Annotated in this window: 14 protein-coding genes; 12 read left to right on the top strand and 2 right to left on the bottom strand. The window is 48.7% G+C overall.

Going from position 1 to position 22274, the window contains the following annotated elements; genetic code table 11:
* Nucleotides 1-14 precede the first annotated feature (14 nt).
* The 4 genes from HB364_RS16030 (at nucleotide 15) to HB364_RS16045 (ending at nucleotide 5613) form a co-directional block, all read left to right on the top strand.
* Entirely contained in the window at nucleotides 15-377 is a 363-nt protein-coding gene (locus HB364_RS16030; protein WP_167289228.1) for a hypothetical protein, read from the top strand.
* A gap of 50 nt (nucleotides 378-427) precedes the next feature.
* Nucleotides 428-1210: an RMD1 family protein gene (locus HB364_RS16035; RefSeq protein WP_167289229.1), complete on the top strand. Its 783-nt coding sequence runs from the start codon at nucleotides 428-430 to the stop codon at nucleotides 1208-1210.
* Nucleotides 1211-1343: 133 nt separating this feature from the next.
* The gene (locus HB364_RS16040) at nucleotides 1344-3284 is read left to right on the top strand and encodes a transglutaminase-like domain-containing protein (RefSeq protein WP_167289230.1); all 1941 of its coding nucleotides are present in this window, start codon (nucleotides 1344-1346) and stop codon (nucleotides 3282-3284) included.
* Nucleotides 3285-3324: 40 nt separating this feature from the next.
* Entirely contained in the window at nucleotides 3325-5613 is a 2289-nt protein-coding gene (locus HB364_RS16045; protein ID WP_167289231.1) for a DUF3857 domain-containing protein, read from the top strand.
* A gap of 70 nt (nucleotides 5614-5683) precedes the next feature.
* Here the strand turns inward: HB364_RS16045 and ppsA are convergent, their stop codons facing one another.
* Nucleotides 5684-8119, bottom strand: a complete 2436-nt coding sequence (ppsA, locus tag HB364_RS16050; protein ID WP_167289232.1) for a phosphoenolpyruvate synthase — start codon at nucleotides 8117-8119, stop codon at nucleotides 5684-5686.
* Between the two features lie 307 nt (nucleotides 8120-8426).
* On the opposite strand from ppsA, the gene HB364_RS16055 reads away from it, so the two are divergent.
* The 5 genes from HB364_RS16055 to HB364_RS16075 all read left to right on the top strand — a co-directional run bounded on the left by HB364_RS16055 (nucleotide 8427) and on the right by HB364_RS16075 (nucleotide 17958).
* Nucleotides 8427-9299, top strand: coding sequence for an AraC family transcriptional regulator (locus tag HB364_RS16055; protein ID WP_167289233.1), 873 nt, complete (start codon nucleotides 8427-8429; stop codon nucleotides 9297-9299).
* A 131-nt stretch (nucleotides 9300-9430) separates the two neighbouring features.
* Nucleotides 9431-13159, top strand: coding sequence for a galactose oxidase-like domain-containing protein (locus HB364_RS16060; protein WP_167289234.1), 3729 nt, complete (start codon nucleotides 9431-9433; stop codon nucleotides 13157-13159).
* Between the two features lie 217 nt (nucleotides 13160-13376).
* Nucleotides 13377-13748, top strand: coding sequence for a hypothetical protein (locus HB364_RS16065; protein ID WP_167289235.1), 372 nt, complete (start codon nucleotides 13377-13379; stop codon nucleotides 13746-13748).
* A 203-nt stretch (nucleotides 13749-13951) separates the two neighbouring features.
* A complete protein-coding gene (locus tag HB364_RS16070; RefSeq protein ID WP_167289236.1) occupies nucleotides 13952-16285 on the top strand; it encodes a TonB-dependent receptor in 2334 nt (777 codons plus the stop codon).
* Between the two features lie 2 nt (nucleotides 16286-16287).
* Nucleotides 16288-17958, top strand: a complete 1671-nt coding sequence (locus tag HB364_RS16075; protein ID WP_167289237.1) for a PepSY domain-containing protein — start codon at nucleotides 16288-16290, stop codon at nucleotides 17956-17958.
* 464 nt (nucleotides 17959-18422) lie between these two features.
* On the opposite strand, the gene HB364_RS16080 is transcribed toward HB364_RS16075, so the two are convergent.
* Nucleotides 18423-19031 carry a porin family protein gene (locus HB364_RS16080; RefSeq protein ID WP_167289238.1) on the bottom strand — a complete coding sequence of 203 codons (609 nt, stop codon included), beginning with the start codon at nucleotides 19029-19031 and terminating at the stop codon, nucleotides 18423-18425.
* A gap of 122 nt (nucleotides 19032-19153) precedes the next feature.
* Between HB364_RS16080 and HB364_RS16085 the strand changes: the two genes are divergently transcribed.
* From HB364_RS16085 to HB364_RS16095, 3 genes are all read left to right on the top strand, one after another.
* Entirely contained in the window at nucleotides 19154-20032 is an 879-nt protein-coding gene (locus tag HB364_RS16085; RefSeq protein WP_167289239.1) for an MBL fold metallo-hydrolase, read from the top strand.
* A gap of 64 nt (nucleotides 20033-20096) precedes the next feature.
* Nucleotides 20097-20672, top strand: a complete 576-nt coding sequence (locus tag HB364_RS16090) for a hypothetical protein (RefSeq protein ID WP_167289240.1) — start codon at nucleotides 20097-20099, stop codon at nucleotides 20670-20672.
* Between the two features lie 248 nt (nucleotides 20673-20920).
* Nucleotides 20921-22204, top strand: coding sequence for a hypothetical protein (locus HB364_RS16095; RefSeq protein ID WP_167289241.1), 1284 nt, complete (start codon nucleotides 20921-20923; stop codon nucleotides 22202-22204).
* Nucleotides 22205-22274: the final 70 nt, after the last annotated feature.

Consider the following 22274-nt stretch of genomic DNA (forward strand, 5'->3'; position numbering starts at 1 on the left):
TAATACTTTATTTTATGTTTCCGGATGTAATCATTTACCCATCGTATGCAGATACACATTCTTCCGTGCTGGATGATATCAGGGACCTGTTCATCAGCCGCCGGCTTATTCATTACGCCGGTTCCCTGCAGGAACGTTGCCAGCTTGATGAAGCAGCCCTGGAAAAGGCGGTACAAAAAGCATTGGTGGTTTGTGTAACGGCCGGCATTAGCCCGGAAGAACATTTCAAAAGCGTATTTGTGTATGCAGGGGATGCACTGAAAAAGGACTGGCTGGTATCGGACCTGGGATTGCAGCTCATCACACTCAATGCGGATATAACCAATCCCGTAGTAGCCAGGTTGCAGGTAGAGCTACTATCGGGAAGGGGATTATAACATGGCTTCCGCGATATTATCCGTACATTAGTAGCGCCATCATACTACTTATGAAAGTGACTACTATCGGATATCATTTAGGTGACAGACTGGACCTCAAGCACATTAAACACAGCCTCACTTTTGAATGTATCTATGCCGATCCTACTGAACTCATCTTCGAGGTAAAACACTTTTCCTGGTTTCAGGTATTTGATTATGGCAGTATCGTTTTCTTTGGCGTTGATAAAACGCTGCAAACGGATATTATCGGTTCCGTAAGAAGGATATTGTCGCTTCCTGTCAATGAGCTCATGACGGAAGAAATTGACGTGGAAGTAAACCCGCATTCCTCTACCAAAGTACTGTTTGATAAGATCATTGTTAACCAGATAAGCCTGGACATAGCCAAGATCGTCATGCTGAATGCAGCGCAGTCGGTGGCGCTGGATTATTACCTTGAGCAAACCAATATGATGCTGGCGCAAACCATCTACTTCAGCAATGAACTGGAAGAAAAAGGCAGGTTCTCTATCAAAGGAAAAAAACTGTTGAAGTACATCGGCAAGGCGCTTAACCTCAAGAACAAGATCGCGCAGAACCTGTACATCTTCGATAGCCCCGACATTACCTGGTACGATAAATCGCTCAATAGCCTGCATGATCAGCTCAACAGGGAACTGGATATCAGGATCCGGTACCGCAGCCTGCAGGAAAGCCTCAGCATCATCCAGGAAAACCTGGAGATCTATAAAGACATCAACCAGCACTCGCATAGCTCCACGCTGGAATGGATCATCATCATCCTCATTGCCGTGGAAATACTGAATATCTTCGTGGAACGGATATTTTAAATACTTATATATGACTGCCGGGTGGGTCGTACCGGATAATACCAGGGGACTTCATCCATTGATAGGGGTTAGTAGGTGAATTCCTCCCGGATTTACATAAGTTTGCATTGGATAAACCCCTTAATTTACCTGTATGAAAAGACTGTCCCTGGTTACACTGGTACTTGCCCTGCTTTCCATGTCCACCCTGGCCCAATTTCAAACTGTTGATGGAGAAGGTATTAGCCAGTCGATCGCCCTCAAAAAGATTCAGAAAAAAGCCAAATACGGCGCTTACCTTATTCAGAAAGAAGTAAGCTTCAGTACCGGTAAAGGCATCAATGGCCAGCCGGTGGCCACTGTGACCGAAAAAGGAACGGTGGAAATGGTGGCCCTGGAGAGCAAGACCAATATTGGCTACCTGCTGCCCTATAACCAGTTTGTAAAACTGGCCGATTACGATTTTGAGATCTTCTATAAGAACAACTTTAAAAGCCAGAAATACCCTCCGCAAAAAGTATCCCTCACAGATGAATCTATTTTCTTTGATGATAGCTACGGGCAGGTATATGGTTTCCTTGCCAACGAAACCGGTACACGCTGCCGGTTCAAATACAACTATGAATATTCCGATGCCAAATACCTTACCCGGGTATTCTTTCACCATGGCTTCCCGGTAAAACAGAACAGCATCAGTTTTAAAGTGCCCGACTGGCTGGAACTGGAGATCGTTGAAAAGAACTTTGCCGGATATAAAATAAAGAAGGAAGTAAAGAAAGAGAAGAACGTAAATGTGTATACCTACACGGCAGAGAACTTGTTGGGCATTAAGCAGGAGCCTTCTTCACTGGGTAGACCTTATTACCTTCCGCACCTGGTCATTACTGTGCGCAGCTACGTTGCCAACCAAAAGAAAATAAATGGTTTTAAGTCCCTCGATGATATGTATGCCTGGTACAACTTCCTGTACAAAAAAGCCGAGAACCAGACGGATGTGCTGAAGACGCAGGTAGCCCAGTTGACCCAGGGTAAAACCACTGATGAAGACAAAGTCAAAGCCCTCTACTATTGGGTGCAGGATAACATACGCTACATTGCTTTTGAAGAGGGCTATTCCGGTTTTGTGCCACAAACTGTGCAGGAAGTATTTAAAAACAAATACGGCGATTGTAAGGGCATGGCCAACCTGCTTACAGAAATGCTGAAGCTGGCGGGCTATGATGCGCATTTTGCCTGGATAGGCACCCGTGAAATACCATACGACCGTACCGAGATACAATCCCTTTGTGTAGATAACCATGCCATCAGTGTACTTTACCTCAAGGGGAAGACCTATTTCCTGGACGGTACCGAGAAATATGCCGCCCTGGGCAGGAATGCCTACCGCATACAGGGAAAAAATGTACTGGTGCAGCATGGCGATACCTATAAAGTAGAAAATGTGCCGCCGCCTTCGGCCGAAGATAACCAGATCGCCACCCAGGCTTCCCTGGTGCTCAAAGGCAACAAGATCAGCGGGCATGTGAAAATGACCTTTGATGGCGAATCAAAAAACTTCTTTCATTACATCTACAACACCATTCCCGCCAATAAGCGCAAGGAATTCATCACGCACATGATAGAGTTGAACGGTGCTAACTCGGAAGCTACCAATGTTAAAACCTCCGATTTTAAGAACCGCGATATTCCGCTGGTGCTGGAAGGCGATGTGGAGATCAGCAACCAGGTAACACAGGTGGATAAGACCTGTTACATTGGTATTGATTTCTTCCCCGGTACTTTTGCCAACTTCATTCCCGACGAAGAAAGGCAGAATCCCATTGACATGGACAATGTATTTGTAGCCAGTGATGAAGTAACGCTCGAACTGCCGGCCAATGCCAAAATGCAGGCCGCGCCGTCCAACTTCCAGTCGGCCTTCAACAACAACAGCATGGAAGCGGCTTATACCACTGCCGGCAATAAAGTCACCCTGAAAAAGAAAATGCGCATGAATTCGCCGGTGATCAATACTGCCGACTTTACCGCCTGGAAAGCATTCCTCAACAAGATCAAAGAATTCAACCGCAACAACGTAACCATCGGTTTGCAATAAACATCCTTTAGCAATAATGCAACCCTCCAAACTAATGTGCATGAAAACGATCATCCTCTGCTGCCTGCTGGCTATCATAGGCGCCGGCCAGGTATACAGCCAGCAACGTATTTCCAAAAAACAGGTAGAGCTCTTTCAAAAGAACCTCGAAAAAAATCCGCTGCTGACGGAGGAGGATGCCGACTTTAAAGGCAATAACAAAGCCGCTCAGTGGGCCAGTGAAAGCGCCGTGATCCTTTGCCAGAAGACCAGCTTTAATTTTGATAAAAAAGGCGTAAGCCTGGGCAAGCGTATCGGCCGTAACATATACGGGTTGCTGACAGCGCCCTTAACGTTGGGTGCGTCCATCTACTACGCCAACGCATCTAACGAAACCAAAATACTCATTGAAGAAACAGAGCGCCGTAAAATATTGCTCAATGATAAATTCGCCCTTGAACAATACTCTGTCTTATACTTCAGGCTCTCTACCGAAGGCGATGCCTTTGCTGCCCGGGTAATTAAGAAAGATGGCGCCACAGAGCCGGTGGATATTTCGGAAGCCATCAGCGTGGAAGACATCAAGCTGGTGCCCGGTATTTTCAGGAGCTATACCGATGAGCGTTTTTCTTCTTCTTACCGCCCCACCTACTTCAAAATAGCAGTGCCCGGTCTGGAAGAAGGGGATATCATTGAATACGAATTTAAGAACTTCAACAACCAGCAGTTCGGGTACAATCCCAGCTACCGGGAATTTACGCCTGTTTACTACCTCTGCAACCGGGAACTGCCGGTGGCCAAACAGGTAATTGAAGTAGTAACAGAAGACGAAAAATATTTCATAGGCTATAAAAGCCTGAAAGGGGCGCCGGAATTTGTGCAAACAACCAACAAGGGCAATAAAGTATTCCGCTGGGAAGATAATAACCGGGATAAGATCACCGATACCCGTTATGTGAGCGAGTTTATGGAATTGCCTTCCATTAAATTCCAGGTAGTCTATGCACGCAACAGCAGCAAAAACTTTGTGTGGTTCAAGGACGAAACGGATATGAAAAAGGACATGAGCACCGAAGAACTGGGGGAGAAGGCCAAGACCTTCTGGTTTAACCCGGCGAAACTACACCTGACCGGTGATTATACAGCGGGGCTCAGGGCCGGCATTGAATCTACGGTGGGTGATATGTACAAGACGCTCCGTAAGAAAGGCATCAAAGATGCCAGCCCGGATGAGTACGTACAAAAGACCTATTACCTCATCAGGTCGAAGACCATGGCAGGCGGCTGGAGTGATTTTGCCTTTGCCAAAGTGTTTTCCCGCCTGCTGGAAGAGAACAGGATTGAGCATGAAATTGTGGTAAGTGCGCCCAACAACAGGACCAACCTGAACTCCATTGCTTTCTCACAGGAAATAGCCTGGCTGGTTAAATACAAGAACAAGTATTACACCAATCCCGGTGAACACAGCAATCCGGAAGACCTGCAGGCCTGGCTGGTGGGCAATAATGCCATCCGCTTTCCCTATAACAAGGAGGAAGCAAAAGCAGTGAGTGAAGTACTGCCGCTCACCGATACGCTGAGCAATGCCATCCTTACCCTGGTAAGCGCCCGGCTGGATGATAGCAAAGTGAACATGTCGGTGGATAAGACCGTTGAGGCAAAAGGGCTGGTAAAGGACGATATCATCGATGAAGCCCTGGCGCTGATGCCTTTTATGGAAACTGACTATAGGAACTTTGATGGTCAAAGTATGTGGGAAGGCCTCAGTATGAAACAGGAAGAAAAAGCGGCCCAGGACTTCAATGACCAGAAGAAGGAATGGAAAGAGCAGAAGCCCATCATGATGAAAGGGCTGGCAGAAAATGAATATGGGTATCAGGTAGAGAAATACGACAACTTCCGCCTGCAGCAGGATGGCAGGAGCTTTAAAAAAAGGAACTTGAAATACAGTGAATCCTTTGTGCTGGGCGATATGACAGCGGCTGCCGGGAATGACCTGGTGGTGGCCGTGCCTGCGTTGATGGGCTTGCAAACAAAGATCAGGAAAGAGGAGCGTAGCCGGGTATTGCCGGTGGATGTGCGTTATCCGCGCGCCCTTAACTGGAAGATCACCTTTGCTATTCCTGCCGGTTATGAAGTGAAAGGGTTGGAGAACCTGCACAAAAAAATAGAGAACAGTTGCGGCAGCTTTACCAGCATTGCCTTTGTAGAAGGTGGCAACCTCATGGTATATGCTAAAAAGATCTATGCAGGCCGCCGCTTCGATATCGCCCAGTGGCCACAGATACTGGAAATCCTCGATGCAGCTTATGAAGTGTCACAAGCGAAGGTCGTTCTGAAGAAACTATAATTGAAGAAGCGAGTGGCTAGTGGGGCGCGCAAAAGCCCACTAGCCACTCGCCTCTTACCACTCGCCATAACTATGCTATCAACACCTTCATACGCTGTTCTATACTATGAATAGCTTTTACTGTTTTATAATAAGAATCCGGCGTTACAGAAATAGAATCAATACCCATCTCTACCAGGAACTGTGCAAAATCCGGGAAATCCGAAGGCCCCTGTCCGCAAATACCTACCGGGATATCAGCTTCCCGCGCAGCCGTGATCAGCATGCTGATCATCGATTTCACGGCCTCATTGCGTTCATCATAAATATGCGCTACCAGCGAGGAGTCACGGTCCAGCCCCAGCACCAGTTGGGTGAGATCATTGGAGCCAATCGAAAAGCCATCAATATGGCGGGCAAACTGCCGGGCCATAATAATATTGGAAGGCAGCTCTGCCATCAGTACCACTTCCAGTCCTTCCTGGCCACGTTCCAGTCCGCCTTCCTTCATGGCATCATATACCTGCAATAATTCCTTCACCGTACGGCAGAAGGGGATCATGGCTACTACATTCTTCAGGCCCATCTTTTCACGCGCCATTTTAATAGCCTTGCATTCCAGCAGGAAGGCTTCCTTATATTGGGGAGAATAATAGCGGGAGGCGCCGCGCCAGCCGATCATCGGATTTTCTTCTTCCGGTTCAAAATGACAGCCGCCCAGCAGGTTAAAATACTCATTGCTCTTAAAGTCGGAGAAGCGTACCAGTACCTTATGCGGGTAGAAGGCCGCTGCTATCTTGGCAATACCCTGGGAGAGCTTCTGTACAAAAAAGTCAGCCTCGTTCTGATAACCCCTGGTAATATCGTTGATCGCTGCCGTGAGGGGGGCATCCTGCAGTTCATGGTGGTGCAGGAGGGCCAGTGGATGCACTTTAATATAATTGTTGATGATAAACTCTTCCCGGGCCAGTCCCACGCCTTTGGAGGGTAGGTGAGCGAAGCGGAAAGCCATATCGGGCGAAGCTACATTCAGCAGGATAGGGGTGTCTACTTCCGGAAAAGTGCTCAGGTCGTAAGACACCGTTTGAAAAGGAATAATGCCATCATAGATCAATCCGGCTTCTCCTTCTGCACAGGAAGCGGTGATCACCTGTGCTTCCTGTAAGACCTCGGTGGCATTGCCGCATCCTACAATAGCCGGCACACCCATTTCACGGGCCACAATAGCGGCGTGGCAGGTCCTGCCTCCCTTATTCGTAATAATGGCGGCCGCTTTTTTCATAATGGGTTCCCAGTCGGGATCGGTCATCTCTGTTACCAGCACATCTCCTTTTTCAAAGACCAGCCGGTGAATATCCTGTGTTTGCAGGGAATGCAGTACCCTTACCTTGCCGCTGGCGATCTTATCGCCTACGGCAATACCTTTCGCTAAGATCTTGCCCGCCCTGGTAATATCCTGTATGGTATATTCTGTAATAGTACCGGGTGGGCGGCGGGAATGGATCGTCTCGGGCCGGGCCTGTACAATATATAATTCTTTCGTGGCGCCATCTACCGCCCACTCCACATCCATCGGGCACCAGCGCTGGTGCAGGCTGGAATAATACTTTTCAATAGCCATTACCCATTGGCTCAACTGTAATACGATATTATCTGGTATACAAAAGCTGTCCCTCTCATGCAGGCTGGTGCTGATGGTAGCTACGCGCTCGCCGGGCTCATCGCCATACACCATCTTTTTATCTTTTGTGCCCATCTTCTTTTCAATAATGGCGGCATAGCCTTTTTGCAGGGCCGGCTTGAATACAATGAATTCATCCGGCGATACAGTTCCCTGTACTACCAGTTCGCCAAGGCCAAAAGCGCCATTGATCACAATGGCCTCTTTAAAGCCGCTTTCAGTATCCAGGGAGAAAGCGACGCCCGAAGCGCCGAGATCAGACCGTACCATCTTTTGCACACATACGGAAAGGCCCACCTTAAAATGATCATACCCCAAACGCTGCCGGTAGCTGATGGCCCTGTCGGTAAACAGGGAAGCAAAGCAGTGCTTCACGGAATACAGCAACTGGTCGATGCCTTTTACATTGAGGTAGGTATCCTGTTGTCCGGCAAAGGAAGCATCCGGCAGGTCTTCTGCTGTAGCGGATGAACGCACAGCCACATCGGCGCAGAGCTGTTTATACTGATCAGACAATGCATCGTATGCATCACTGATCAGGTCGATCATTTCCGGGGGGAAAGGACTGCGGGTGATCAGTTCACGCACCGTAGCAGCGGCCTGTTGAAGCGAAGCGATATCATCGGGTTGGATAGCGCCGATAATGTGCTGGATCCTTTCTTCGAGGTTATTAAAACGGATAAACCGGGTATACCCCGTTACCGTAATAATAAATCCCTGCGGGATCTTCACGCCAAGCGGCGTAAGGTGTTGCAGCATTTCTCCGAGGGAAGCGTTCTTGCCGCCTACCAGGGCTATATCCCCGATGCCGGCTTCGCTAAGTGGCATGATCATCCGTTTTGACATGTGTTGTTGTTTTTCAGGTGAAGAGCAGGCAATAGCTACCCTGCTCATATTTTTTATGAGTATTAATAGATAGGGATCACTGGACTTTGGGATTACAATGAAAGAAACAGCAGGCAAAGAAGCATGCTGCCGCATGTATGCCTGACCTGTTTTAGCAACCAATCCGGTAATTGAATTGCTTATTCAAAAATAGTCGCAAACGCCAGAACATCTTACCATCCTATTACCCAGTTTTTGTACTATCTTACCATCTGAAAGAGAATTTTCCCCCTGTTTTATACCAGTAAAGTATTAAAATCGTTTTAGCATGAAGCCGCACTTAATGAAGATCCACCTGGAAGCGGAACATTCTTTCAGTGTACGACATGATATAGCACCGCATTTCTACAACCACTGGCATTATCATCCGGAACTGGAACTGGTGCATATCATTAAAGGCTATGGGCGGCAGTTCATTGGCGATCACATCCATCATTTCAAGGCCAATGATATGATCCTGCTGGGCGCCGATCTGCCCCACCTGTGGCGCAGTGATGAAAAATTCCTGCGCAAGAATTCCACATTGCAGATGGAAGCCATTATTGTACACTTTACGCCCGGCTGCCTGGGAGCGGATTTCTTTAAGCTGCCGGAGAACAAAGACCTGCTGAAGCTCTTTGACAAAGCGCAACAGGGCGTGCGGATCAAGAATCAAACCAGGATAGCAGTGGCCGGCCTGATGCAGCAACTGGTAGCGGCCCGCAAAAGCGAACGTATTATCTTACTTATGCAGATACTGCATGCGATCGCTTCTTCCAAACAAACCAAAACCGTATGCAGCAAGGGATTTGAATTCCATTACAATGAAGTGGAAGCCGACCGCATGAATAATATATACCAGTACATCATGAAGAACTTTTCCCGTGAGATCACCCTGGAGCAAATTGCCAAGGTGGCGCATATCAGTCCTAACTCCTTCTGCCGTTACTTTAAATCACGCATTAAGAAAACCTTCTCCCGCTTCCTAATGGAAGTGCGCATTGGTCATGCCTGTAAGCTGTTGGCCGAAACCCATAAAACAATAGCAGAAGTATGTTATGAAAGCGGCTTCAATAACTTCTCCAACTTCAACCGTCATTTCAAAGCCATTACCGGCAAAACGCCCATGGCCCATAGAAAGCATTACCAGGAGATGAAGTAAACTACCACTTCGTGGTATTGCTGCTCCACACTTTTGTGGTTAGCTTTACTGTACGTTTATTGAACTGCCTGTGTTCTGTCCCCTATAGCAATCATTCCCTGCGCGTTATTCTTCACCTTAAAATCAACCTCATGCCTCCTGTAACAGATGGGCGCTGGAATGGTATTGCTCAAACTCCCGGCGACTCCCGCACAACCGGCGATGGCGCCGGCGTATTCCCCGTTCATGGTCTTCTATTAAAAAATGGTAATGTCCTGATCTGGTCAGGCCACGTGGAATTTTCCCATTACCTCACAGAGTCTTATGAATGGGACCCCAACCAACCCATTAGCACGGCTATCAAGACCGTATTCCCTTCGGGGGTAGACATCTTCTGCTGTCACCATGCTTTGCTCGATGATGGCCGGGTACTTACCATTGGCGGTGCTGCCGCCACACACGGTACAGGTATCCGGGATATCTGTATTTATGACCCCGCTACACATGCATGGACCAAAATAGGCGACCTCAGTGAGCCACGCTGGTATCCTACCATGGTAGCATTGCCCGATGGCAGTTATGTAGTGTTTTCAGGGCGAGGTAGCTCTTCTTCTGTTATTTCTTCTACTACGGAATTATTACGGCCTCCTTTTACCGGTCCCGGTTACATGCCCACGGTATTGGCCGGCGCCGATAAAACATTCGCCACCTATCCGGGCATGCACCTTGTGCCTGGTGGCAAGGTGGTGTATTCAGGCACTACCTGGCGGTATGAAGCAGGTCAATCGTCACCCATCAACACCTTTTCCTTTGTAAAAACAGGGGCCAACAGTGGCGCCTGGATTGATGAAGGGCTGATGCCCAACGTACCTAACCGGGAAGAGGGAACTTCTGTACTGCTGCCGCCTGCGCAGGATGGTAAAATATTGCTGGTAGGTGGGGGATGGCCGGTATCGCAGAATGCTGGTACTGGTCACAGGGCGGGCTCAGAACTGGATGCGGCGGAGATACTCGATACCCAAAGCGGCGCTTTTGCCTGGCACCGCATTGCTGATATGAACCTGCCGCGGGTAAACCCTAATGCTGTGCTGTTGCCGGATGGAAAAATACTGGTGCATGGCGGGCATAACAGTTACAAATGGACGCCTGGCCTCACGCCCTCCAACCAGGCCGAGATCTATGATCCTGTACTGGATACCTGGACGCTGGCAGATACCATGGGCGCTTCCCGTCAATACCATTCTACTTCCATCCTGCTGCCCAATGGAAAAGTATTTACAGCCGGTGGTGTTGATCCTGCCCAGAGCGAGCCCGGCGTAGGCGGCACCCTGAACCAGAAGACCTTTGAACTATATGAACCTACCTATTTCTTCAATGGTACAAGGCCCACGATCACCAGCATCCGCCGCGATGATGGGCCGGCCACAGAGATCAGCTATGGCGGACAGTTTTTAGTTGATACACCCGATGCTGCCAGCATCATCCGGGTGGTGATCATGCGCACGGGTTCTATGACCCACCATACAGACACGGAACAACGTTATGTACCGCTCGATTTTGTACCTGATGGTACCGGTACTTTACGGGTGGGTGTAACCGGTGATGCCAGCATTGCGCCGCCCGGCATTTATATGGTATGGATCATCGGTACGGGTAACCTGCCCTGCCAGCAGGCGCACTTTATTACCCTTACAAAAAAGAGCTGTTACATCATTACCGATCGGTCGCATGTTTCCAATGATGAAGTGGCGCCTGCATCACCTTCTACCTTTGATGATGCTTTTTATGTGGTGATGGATGGATTCCTGCCGGCCGAATTAGGCATTCCACTCCCGGTGCCCGCCGACATTACCCCCTTCGCGCCTACTATCGAATTCAGGAAAGCAGATCATACATTGATTACCCAGATCACTGCAGAACCGCAGGCCTTGCTCACAGAAGTAACGCCTCCGCCTGCAGGCACCCGGCAGCGCTTTACTTTCAAATACCGCCTGCGCTTTGCCAATAACCAACCGTTCTTCCAGGCCGATATGACTACGCCCATTGAAATACAGGATGTGCATATCCATGCCGCCAAAAGTGGTTATACGGCCCATGGCAGGATCGTGCTTACCCATCAGCCCAATCCTTACATGCTGGATGGCGCCACCCATTGGCTGAGCACCGATCTCCGGGTATTTCAGTTAACAGAAGGCAGTGCAAAATTTGGCCAGCCCGCCATTGGCAATACAGAAGCATCGGCCATTAGTTTCCTGCAGGGTGTATTGAACAGCCTGAATGGAAGCCCGGCCGCCGGCGCAACGCAATTTGACAGTGAGCTAAATCCTGATCCCGAGATCAGCAGACTGGAACTGGGGCGCACACGCGGCGGACTAAGGGTATTCAACTTTGCCATTGCCAAAGTGCGCTATAAGGGCAGGTCACTGAATGCAACCGATGTGCGGGCATTCTTCAGGATGTTCATGTCCACTTCTCCCAGTGTGGCATTCAACAGTTCTACTACTTACCGGCGGGGCATCAATACAGCCGGAGCGCCTATTCCCTTATTGGGTTTATCCGGTGGTGACATACTCACCATTCCATTCTTTGCAGAGGCACGGGTAAATACGGCTATTCAAAGTATGCTGGACCAGGGAGATATCAACAACAGAAGGACCATCTCCCATGCTGCCGGCGCTGAAACCTATGCTTTCTTTGGTTGCTTCCTCGACTTTAACCAAACGGCCTTGCGTTTTCCCTTGCACCCTGGTGGTAATGGACCTTACAGCAGCGGCTTAAAGTCTGTCCAGGAATTGGTCAGGGGCCGTCACCAGTGTCTGGTGGCGGAGATCCATTTTGCCAGTGATCCCATCAATGAAGGAGAAACGCCCGGTTCCAATGACAACTTATCACAACGCAACCTGGCCATTGTAGAATCCGATAATCCGGGCGGCCCCGTTACCCATACCATCCAGCATACCATTGAGATCAAGGCTTCTGAGCAAATGGGAGTGAATAACAAATTCCGTATGCCTTACTTTGCCCTGCCTCATGCCGGCGATACGCCGCCCGACCACCACCAGCAAAGGAGGGAGATGGTATTGATCGCCAATGATGAGCTGATCATTGAATGGAAAAACCTTCCGCGCAACTCAAAAGCTACGTTATACATTCCTGCACTGCAGGCCGAAGACATCATCAAAATGTCAAGGCTTCGTCCCGGTCCCGAAGTGCTGGAGCTGGTAGATGAGCATACCATCAGTTGTGCCGTGAATGAAATTACCTACATACCATTGCCCTCCGGCCGCAGCTTCAACCTCGCTGCGTTATTGTCTATAGAATTACCCTCAGATGTATATAAGGGCGTAAAGCGGACGGTAAACGGAAAGGTGATGTATGAGAAAGGCCAAAGGTTTAATGTGACCTTTAAGCAGGTAGAAGGCATGAAGAGGAAAATACTGGGTGCTTTTGAACTGGTGATACCGGTAAGCTCCGCAGAATTGTTGCTGGAGAATGAGATGCAGGACTATGCCGTATTCAAACACATCTTTAGAAGTATACCCACGAATGATCGTTGGTATCCGGTGTTTGAACGTTATCTGCAGCATACCGGCGAGCGGGTCAATGGCTTTGGTGGCAATGCGGGCCTTATTGAAGCATCGCCGGATGGTATATCCGGGCAAACAGCCATACTGCTGCCACCGCGCTCCTTGTGTTGCAGGCTACGCAATGCCTTATGGTTGATGGCGGCTATCATGCTGTTGCTGCTGGCCATTGGACTGATCAGTGGCGTGGGCATCAACAGGGCCATGGCCATTATCATCGGCCTGCTTACCCTGCTCATGGCTGCCGGTATCATCTGGATGATACGGCTGCAATGCTTTTGCAAAAGAGCAGATTAATAAACAAGATAGAAAGCCAATGTCCCGATAGCTACCGTAAAGCATATCAGGACATTGGTTTTTTTATTGGAAGTTGGTGGCCTTCAATATCCTCCAACAACACAAACCGGGGATAAACGATCAGGTAGCCCATCATTATATTTATCATCAGGAAATGAAATGATCTTTGTCATTTTTTATTTGCTATTCTGGCCTTAGATTTGCACAAATTTCGTACTTGAAACAGGCAGGCGCCATATTATTGCTGGTGATCGTAATGGCACAAACCTTCAGCAAATGCTGGCTGATAGTGGGTTTTGTCATCAATCAGCGCACCATTGCCGCCACTTTGTGCGAAAACCGGGCAAAGCCCAACTCTTCTTGTCATGGTAAATGTTACTTGCGTAAACAGATGGCCGCCCAGGACCAACAGGAAAATGCTCCCCTGAATAGCGGTAAAGAAAAATTTGAAGTATTGTTGTTCAATCAGGTGGCTGAACAGATGCCTGTTGAACCCGTTACAGCTATATCCAATCATTTTCCTGCCTATACAGCAACAACCATTCAACGGTCTGTTGCCGCCATCTTCCATCCTCCACGCGTGGCATAATTCCCGTAGTGTTTCCTTTTGAATGCTTTCGTTTACATCCTGCAAACCGGTTGCAGGTATGTTGAACGGGTGGTATTCCTATGCAGGCTCCCGATTCATGCTTTGAATTATTCACTTCATGCAGCATCTGATTGAAGTGACACGTTGTTCCATGCACTTTTGCGGCGGCAAAGTGCCCATACTTCAGCCAAAACCGGACTATAATGAAAAGAGTTATTCCATACCTTATCACACTTTGTGGGGTATTATTCATACAACATGCTTTTGCCCAATCCCTTTTCCGCGGAAAAGTAATTGATGGCATCACCAAAGAACCCATTGCCCGTGCTTCTGTACAGGTGAAAGGCACTCAACTGGGCGCCTTTACCAATAACCAGGGCGCCTTTGAACTATCCATACCTGCCGGACAACAAACATTGATCATTTCTTCCTTAGGCTATCAGCCGGTTACAATACCTGTGGAGCCGCAACAAACAGCATTCATCATCGCCCTGCAATCCAGTAACAATACCATGCAGGAAATCGTGATCTCGGCCAACCGGGATATGGCCCGGCGTTCACAAGCCCCGGTAGCGATCAATACATTGACGGCAAAGACCATACAGGATGCCAAACCCATTACCGTCGACCAGGTGCTCAATAAAGTAAGCGGTGTATACATGGTGAACCTCGGCAATGAGCAACATTCCATGAGCATCCGTCAGCCCATGACCACCAAAAGCTTATTCCTCTACCTCGAAGATGGCATTCCTATCCGTACTACCGGCTTGTTCAACCACAATGCCTTGCTGGAAATGAACATGGCTGCGGTGCGGAACATTGAAGTCATCAAGGGACCTTCTTCTTCCCTCTATGGCAGTGAAGCCATTGGCGGTGTGGTGAACTTCATTACCCTCGTGCCACCGGCATTGCCTTCCTTAAAATTATCGGTACAGGGCAATGACATTGGTTACCGGCGTGCCGATGTACAAACCGGTTTCATCAGCGGTAAATGGGGCGTGAGCGTGAACGGTTATTATGCCGATAAACGCAACAGCTACATTGAATACAGCGGCTTTCACAAAGGTGTCCTCAGTGCACGCATTGACTATCGCTTCAGTGATAAGACGCTGCTCACCAACAGCATTACCTGGCTGGATTACTACAGTGATATGCCGGGCGGCATTGACAGCACAAAATTTGCCAACAAGTCTTTCCTTAATCCGCAAACCTTTACCTACCGCGAAGTGGATGCCCTGCGTTACCGCTCCACACTCAACCATATATGGAACAACAGGAGCAGGAGCAGTATATCCGTGATGTATCGTGACAATTCCATTGGGCAAAATCCTGCTTATTCCGTGAAGGATGATTACCGCCGGCAGGGGAGTGGCTGGCTGGGTAAAAAAGACCTGGCGCATGGTGAGATCAACGATGCCTCTTTCAACAGCTATGCGGTCATTGCCCAGCATAAGCAACAGTTCGCCTGGAAAGAGGCGGCCATCATTGCCGGTGTAAGTGCTGATGTTAGTCCGTCTACCTACCGGGCCGATTACATCCGCATCAAAAAAGATACCGTATCGGGGAAATATGTCAGCTATACACAGCCCGACAGTGTACTGACCCATTACCGCAACAACATCAACAACTATGCGGCCTTCATCAATGCTGAGTTTTCACCGGTGGAGAAACTGCGGGTGGTAGCTTCCCTGCGTTATGATCTGTTCCGCTACAAATTCGATAACTACTTAAAGCCTTCTTCCTACAGTGGCTCACCCGATACCACCAATCGTTTCAGTGCCGTGAGCCCCAAAGTGGGTTTTACGTACAACTTCAGCCGCGCTGCCGGCCTGTATGCCAACTACAGCCAGGGTTTTGTACCGCCGCAGGTAACAGAAATGTACCGGGGGGTGAAAGTACCCAACCTGGACCCTTCTGTTTTCTATAACTATGAAGTGGGCGGCTGGGTGTCATTGGTAAAGGGCAGACTGAGTGCTGATGTGAGTGCGTATTACCTGGATGGTACCAATGAAGTAGTGTCGGTAAAGCTGGATAATGGTTCTACCGAGAACCGCAATGCCGGTAAAACTTTACACAAGGGTATTGAATTGGGCGTTAATGCCACGCCGGTGAAGGATATCAGTTTCCGTTTCAGTGGCGCTTACAGTCGCCATGAGTTTACCAGCTTCAATGAGAAGGGCGTAAAATACGATGGCAATGAAATGAATGGTGCGCCCAACTGGATCTATAATACCGAATTGTGGTATCGCCCTGCTTATATAAAGGGGCTGCGCCTCGGTGTAGAGTGGCAGCATGTAGGCAGCTACTGGCTCGATCCGGTCAATACCGTGAAGTATCCAGGTCTCAACGTGGTGCATGTGCGCGCAGGTTACCAGTGGAAGGCGCTGGAAGTATGGGTGAATCTGACCAATGTGGGTGATAGCTATTATGCTTACACGGCCAGCAAAAGCAGTTTTGGCTATAGCTACAATCCTGCGGAGCCGCGCAATATGACGACCGGTATTGCCTATGATTTTGGTCACCTCTTTAAAAAATAACCATGCCCTTTAAACAATACATCCGCCGGCACCTATACCGGTGGCACCGCATCGCCAGTCTCATCATTGCCTTGCCGGTGCTCTTATGGGCGGTGAGCGGTTTCATGCATCCGCTGATGACCAACATCCGTCCGCAGGTGGCTACCCAACGGTTAATGGCGCCTGTTATAGATACGTCAAAAATAAAAATATCGCTGGCGGCTGCGCTGCAAAAGAACCATATGGATACCTTCCGTAGCTTCCGGCTGGTGGCGATGAACGACAACTGGTTTTACCAGGTACAACTGCCCGGCAGCAAAGTGTTGAAATATTACAGTGCAGATAACGGCAAACTATTGCCGCAAGGTGATGAACTCTATGCCCGTTACCTCGCGAAGCAATTCCTCGAAGGCGATGAGCAGGCCGCCGCTGTCGCCAAAGCCGGTAAAATGCTGGTCGCTTTAAAACCGGAACCCTTACCCGATGGCAGCACTACCGATGCAGCAGAAGCCCTCTCCGGCGATCATGATTGCTGCACCAGTACCATGGCGGCTATCATGAACAACAGCAAGGGAGCGAAAGTAAACGGTGTGACTTTCATTGAGCAGTTTGATAAAGAATACAAATACGTGAACCGTTACCTGCCGGCCTACCGCGTGAGCTTTGACCGGGCCGATGGTATACGTATTTACGTAGAGACGGCGCAGGACCGCTTTGCGTTTGCTACCGACAATAACCGTTATGCATTTGATACCTTCTTTGCCTTATTCCATACCCTGAGTTGGCTGGATGTATTGGGCAAAGGGAAGCATGTGGTGGAAATAGGTATCATGGCGCTGGCCATGTTTACCACGGTGATGGGCTTGTACATATTCTTCACCACGAAATCGAAGAAACCCAATGGTAACCTGACTGTGCGAGCCCGCCGCATCCATCGCATTACATCCTTGTCTGCTTCTTTGTTTACGTTGCTCTTCACCTTCAGCGGCGCCTTCCATGCCTGGGAGAAACTACAGCCCGATACCCGGCGCCTGTATGAAACGGCTACCCGTTTTTCCGCCACGCAGGCTGCGCCCGACTGGCAAAAGCTGCATGCGGCAGTGGGAGAGGGGAAGCTGATCACCAATGTATCACTGGTAAATATGCCCGGCGGCCCTTACTGGCAGGTATTCCATAAGGGACTTCAGCCCGTGGAAAAGAAGGCGGCTCCGGCAGGCGGGAAAGACCTCATGAAAAGCATGAATGTGCCGCCACCCAATACCTTGTACATACAGGCCGCTGATTACACAGTATTGCCATCCGGCGAACAACAATATGCACGATACCTGGCAACAACCTTCAGTGGCCGGCAGGCGGATAAGATCCTGTCCGTTACGCCCATCACCAGGTTTGCCGGCGAATATGGTTTTGTGAACAAGCGCCTGCCGGTATGGAAAGTGGGCTATGCAGAAAACAGTAAGGAACGTTATTATGTGGAAACCGGCAGCGGTAAACTGGCCGCCCTGGTCAATGACAACGACCTGGCGGAAGGGTACAGTTTTGCCTTGTTCCACAAGCACCACTTTATGGACTGGGGCGGTAAAACCCTGCGGGATATCAGTACCATGTTCTGGGCATTCATGCAGGTGCTGATGGTGGGAGTTGGATTATGGTTCTGGATGAAAGTGCTCAGGCGGCCGAAGGCAGCCCGGTAGGGGTGGGTAATGGGCAGTTAATGGACGAGGAATGCCCAGGGAATGGTCTAAGTATTGCCTGAACCTTGCACTGGTACACTATAGAAGGGTACGTATTTAGAGCACTCCAGTGCGCTTTTCTGGGCATTCACTGGCCATGTTTGGCGCACTTCACTCCCGGTGGGGATGTTATACGTGCTGTTTAAGCCACATTACAGCCTCATCGCGCCCCGATCTCAATCATTTCAGAAAAGCCCTCACGAAGGATAAAAGCCGGGGATTATGGCTAAAAAACTGCCAAATTTCTTTAATCCATGTGTCAACCATGTGTCAACCATGTGTCAACCATGTGTCAAACAAGTGCGCTTCATTGGAGAAAGGGGGTATTTGACACATGGATCACACATGGATCAAACAACCTTTGTACGAGGTTAAGAGGTACTTATTTTCTTCCCGGAATGGGGGGAATATGGATGTAGATGATCTTACAACAGAAAAAAAAGCCCGGCCTGTAACACCCGGTTGGCGCCGTCTTTGGTGCTGCCGGTATAACCGCCATTATCATCGGTGGTGATGCCTTTGATAAGTCCCCGGAAACCATAATTATAACGCACTTCCACACCCAGTGCCGAAGTGATCTTATACGTTCCGCCCAGGTCAAGGCCCCAGTCAAATTGTTGGAAATTATTGGTAACGTCGCGGCTGCCGGTAGAAAATTTGGAGCTTGCTTTGGTGAGAAAACCAAATTCCGGTCCTATCAGGAACCCGAACTTATTCCCTATGGGAAAACCCGCCAGCACGGGAAAAGCAATGTAATGAAAACGAACGGTTCCCGAACCCTCTGCTCCCAGGGCCGGGAAGCGGTATCCTTTGATGGAATACTGTACTTCCGGGCGGATAAAGAAACCTTGCGTAACGGGAAGCTGCGCCAGTCCGCCCACATTAAAACCAACGCTGGCCATTTCGGGATCAGCTTCCCGGTATTTGACAGTGTTAACATTTACGCCGGCTTTAACGCCGAAATCTACCTGCGCCTGCGCCGCCGGTATATTACAAAAGGCAATGATCACTGCCAGGAAGCCATACTTGTTCATGGGTGGTTGGGTTTTCGCTGTCTAAATATACCTTGCTTTTCCGGTACAGCCAACCGGAAAAGCGTCCGTGGCCCGGGAACGGACGATCTTAACAATCCATTAAAAGTAATATCATTGCACCCATGCAATTAACGATTACAGGTTATTCCACCGCCTTATTTGCTACCTGGTATTTTGTGGATGAATTAGGCCTTTTACTGGACGCCGGCGAAGGCCTCACTGCTTATCTTTTGCAGAAGAGCAGGAAAGTGAGTCATGTATTTATTTCTCATGCCGACAGGGACCATCTTGCCGGTCTTTTGCAGTTTAACCAGTTAAATGCCCGGGAAGGATTGCCCATTATTCATTATCCGAAAGATTCCGGTTCTTTTCCCGCGCTTGAGCAGTTTACGAAGCGTTTTGATCCCCATGTGGCCGGTACGGTGTGGAAGCCCGTTATGGAAGGAGACCGCATTGTTGTGAAAGATGACATTGTTGTAGAACCTGTCAGGAATGGACATGTGCCGGTGGTGGCCGGTATTACAAAAAGTTTGAGTTATAAAGTGGTGCAGGTAAAGTCAAAACTGCGCCCCGAATTCACTTCCTTACCGGGAGAGGAGATCAGGAAGATCATACAGGAAAGAGGGAAAGAACAAACTACCATGGAAGTACGCACCACCTTGCTGGGTTATTCGGCTGATACCCCTGTAGAGGACCTGGAGCGATGGAACCATTGCAAAACATTGATCCATGAGGCTACCTTTCTGGGCGGCCCGGAAGACAGCCGGATACAAACCCACGGCAATAAGCACAGCAGCCTGGAAGAAGTGATGGAGATGGTGAGCGGTTTGCAGATTGAACAGTTGATCCTGGGGCATTTTTCCGCACGGTACAGCCCGGAGCAGATTGATCAAAAGATCCTCAGCCTCTGTGAAAAACATGCCATCTCTATTCCGGTGCACAGGTTATTGCCGGGCGAAACGGTAAAAGACATACTGAAGCAAAAACCCGTAAACCGCTAAAGGATCGGTGGATTATGGATTCTAAACGTAAATTGCCTGCTCAGCGCATCTCATCAACATTACCATGAAGTCAATCACCACTTGTTGTAGTATTATAGCAATTATGCTGCTCACCGGCCTCGCCCTGCCCGCTAAAGCGGATACAACGGATAATTTCCAGGTATACCTGAAAAATGAGCTCGTGCTCCGGGAAAGTGATTACGGCCCGGATATTTTCTCCCAGAAATACCTGACTCTCGGCGCATCTAACGTCCACGATACCATCTTCGTCAATTATAACCATTGCACCGCGGGGGCTTCAGACCGTAAGATCGTGATCTGGCATGGCGATGATATACTATTCAGCCGTTCCTACGCTGATAAGGATGCGGCATCCCTCATGGCAATACCCGTCAAAGACATCGCCGGTGTGTATAACAGGCTGGCCAACAACGGCGGCGTGGTGATGCGTTATTATGACGACCAACTGCATCCGGATGGCGAGATACTGGCTATTATACATGGTGACAATACCATGCCACCCCAACCGGCAAAACAGGAAAAAAGCGATCAAGCTGTATTGGAATGGGCAATAGCAGCCATCATGACCCTGGTCCTGTTATTCCTGGTATTTAGAAAAATAACCAGGAAACCCGCATAAATAATCCTCGCCGAAGTCGCGTAATCAGTAGCACGTATCACCACCATCTACAGGCCACTGAATTTTATAGGACACTTTGGTAACATTAACAGTTGGATCACGACTAACGAAGAAATATACCCTCTATGATACTTCCCATGACCCTTAACCAAGGCAGGCACGCAAACAACAAATGCCTTTATAGCCTGCTACCTGTAATCCTTATTTCAGTTTTATTATCCTGTAATGCTGTTGAACAAAAGACCTTCTTGCAACAGGTAGCTGTTGTACCTGATACATTACAGATAGACAATGCGTATGATACCCTGGTAACTGGCGCAAAGGGAACAAAGCTGTTTTTTGAGAAAAGTTCTTTTGTATTGCCCGATGGTTCAGTGCCCAAAGGGAAAGTGTCGATTGTGCTGAAGGAGTGTTATGGCCTGGCCGATATGATGCGGGAGAACCTCTCTACCACGCAAAATGGCCAGTTGTTGCAAACGCGGGGTATGGTGCACGTTGCAGCTTTTGCCGGAGAGCAGGAGTTACAGTTAAAGAAAGGGAAAAAGTTTGTCATTCACTTCCCTAAAGATACCGCTGACCGCAAGCAGCCGATGAACCTGTTTTATGGGCAAACGGGTGCTGACGGAAATATAAACTGGCAGGTAGACAGCGCCACTTTGCTGAGACCCACCGCATTTTTGAGAAACTTAATGTATACGATCTGGCAGGAGTGTGACAGTACCTGGCCTGAAACTTTTTCCTTTAAGAGCAAAAAGGACACTAGCGTGTTTGACTATTTTTATAAGCATTTTGATAACACGAAACTGAAAGCTGCCAATGATATAATCAATAAAACTTTTGATGCCAGCTTTACGTTGACCAAACAAGGAAAGATTACCAATATAAAGGTGGAAGAGGTTGTTTATGATAATAAAAGAAATAGGCAAGTTCTGCCAACAAAGCCCGATCCTTATTTTTACGAATACATCAGCGAGTTGCCGGAGATCGAACCTTTTTGGGGAATGACTCGCCGCAGCGGGGCGGTACCTGTAGAGGTGGGATGTAACTTTCATATTGAAATAGGACTTTATCCGCCCGGTTACCAGGACATGGAGTCCTACCGGCAAGCCTTTTATCAAAAGTATACAGGATCTGTAGATAGTACTACCACGATCAACTCCATGAACGAGGCCGAACTGAACTGGTATGTTTTCAGTGCTTCGCGGCTGGGCTGGATCAATTGCGATTATTTTTGGGAGGCGCCGGGAGAGAAGATTAATTATGCAGTAAAAGTAGACCCTGCTGCAAAGCCCAATGTCAGGCTGATCTTCAGGCAGGCGAAAAGTATTATGGCTGGTACCCTGGAAGGAGACAGGTATGTGTTTAAGGAGGTGCCTGCCGGCCAGGATATAAAAATAGTGGCCATCAGTTTTAAAGACAGTAAACCTATGCTGGCGATATCGGAAACGAGAACCGGCAAGCAGCTTTTTGATCAACTGAAGTATAAAGATTTCACCATTGCAGAGCTGGAGAAGCAGTTGAATGTACCGTGATGCGGTAAGAAGCCAGTACTCAATGAGCATGAAAAAGCCTTGTAACCCATAACCGTTTACAAGGCTTTTT

Origin of the sequence: Paraflavitalea devenefica, from assembly GCF_011759375.1 — a bacterium.
Classification (GTDB): Bacteria; Bacteroidota; Bacteroidia; order Chitinophagales; family Chitinophagaceae; genus Paraflavitalea; species Paraflavitalea devenefica.

Excerpts from the sequence above, each read along its gene's own strand:
- ppsA (WP_167289232.1), bottom strand. The coding sequence starts at position 8,119 with ATGTCAAAACGGATGATCATGCCACTTAGCGAAGCCGGCATCGGGGAT.
- HB364_RS16075 (WP_167289237.1), top strand. The coding sequence starts at position 16,288 with ATGCCCTTTAAACAATACATCCGCCGGCACCTATACCGGTGGCACCGC.
- HB364_RS16035 (WP_167289229.1), top strand. The coding sequence starts at position 428 with ATGAAAGTGACTACTATCGGATATCATTTAGGTGACAGACTGGACCTC.
- HB364_RS16060 (WP_167289234.1), top strand. The coding sequence starts at position 9,431 with ATGCCTCCTGTAACAGATGGGCGCTGGAATGGTATTGCTCAAACTCCC.
- HB364_RS16080 (WP_167289238.1), bottom strand. The coding sequence starts at position 19,031 with ATGAACAAGTATGGCTTCCTGGCAGTGATCATTGCCTTTTGTAATATA.
- HB364_RS16055 (WP_167289233.1), top strand. The coding sequence starts at position 8,427 with ATGAAGCCGCACTTAATGAAGATCCACCTGGAAGCGGAACATTCTTTC.
- HB364_RS16085 (WP_167289239.1), top strand. The coding sequence starts at position 19,154 with ATGCAATTAACGATTACAGGTTATTCCACCGCCTTATTTGCTACCTGG.
- HB364_RS16030 (WP_167289228.1), top strand. The coding sequence starts at position 15 with ATGTTTCCGGATGTAATCATTTACCCATCGTATGCAGATACACATTCT.
- HB364_RS16070 (WP_167289236.1), top strand. The coding sequence starts at position 13,952 with ATGAAAAGAGTTATTCCATACCTTATCACACTTTGTGGGGTATTATTC.
- HB364_RS16090 (WP_167289240.1), top strand. The coding sequence starts at position 20,097 with ATGAAGTCAATCACCACTTGTTGTAGTATTATAGCAATTATGCTGCTC.
- HB364_RS16045 (WP_167289231.1), top strand. The coding sequence starts at position 3,325 with ATGAAAACGATCATCCTCTGCTGCCTGCTGGCTATCATAGGCGCCGGC.
- HB364_RS16040 (WP_167289230.1), top strand. The coding sequence starts at position 1,344 with ATGAAAAGACTGTCCCTGGTTACACTGGTACTTGCCCTGCTTTCCATG.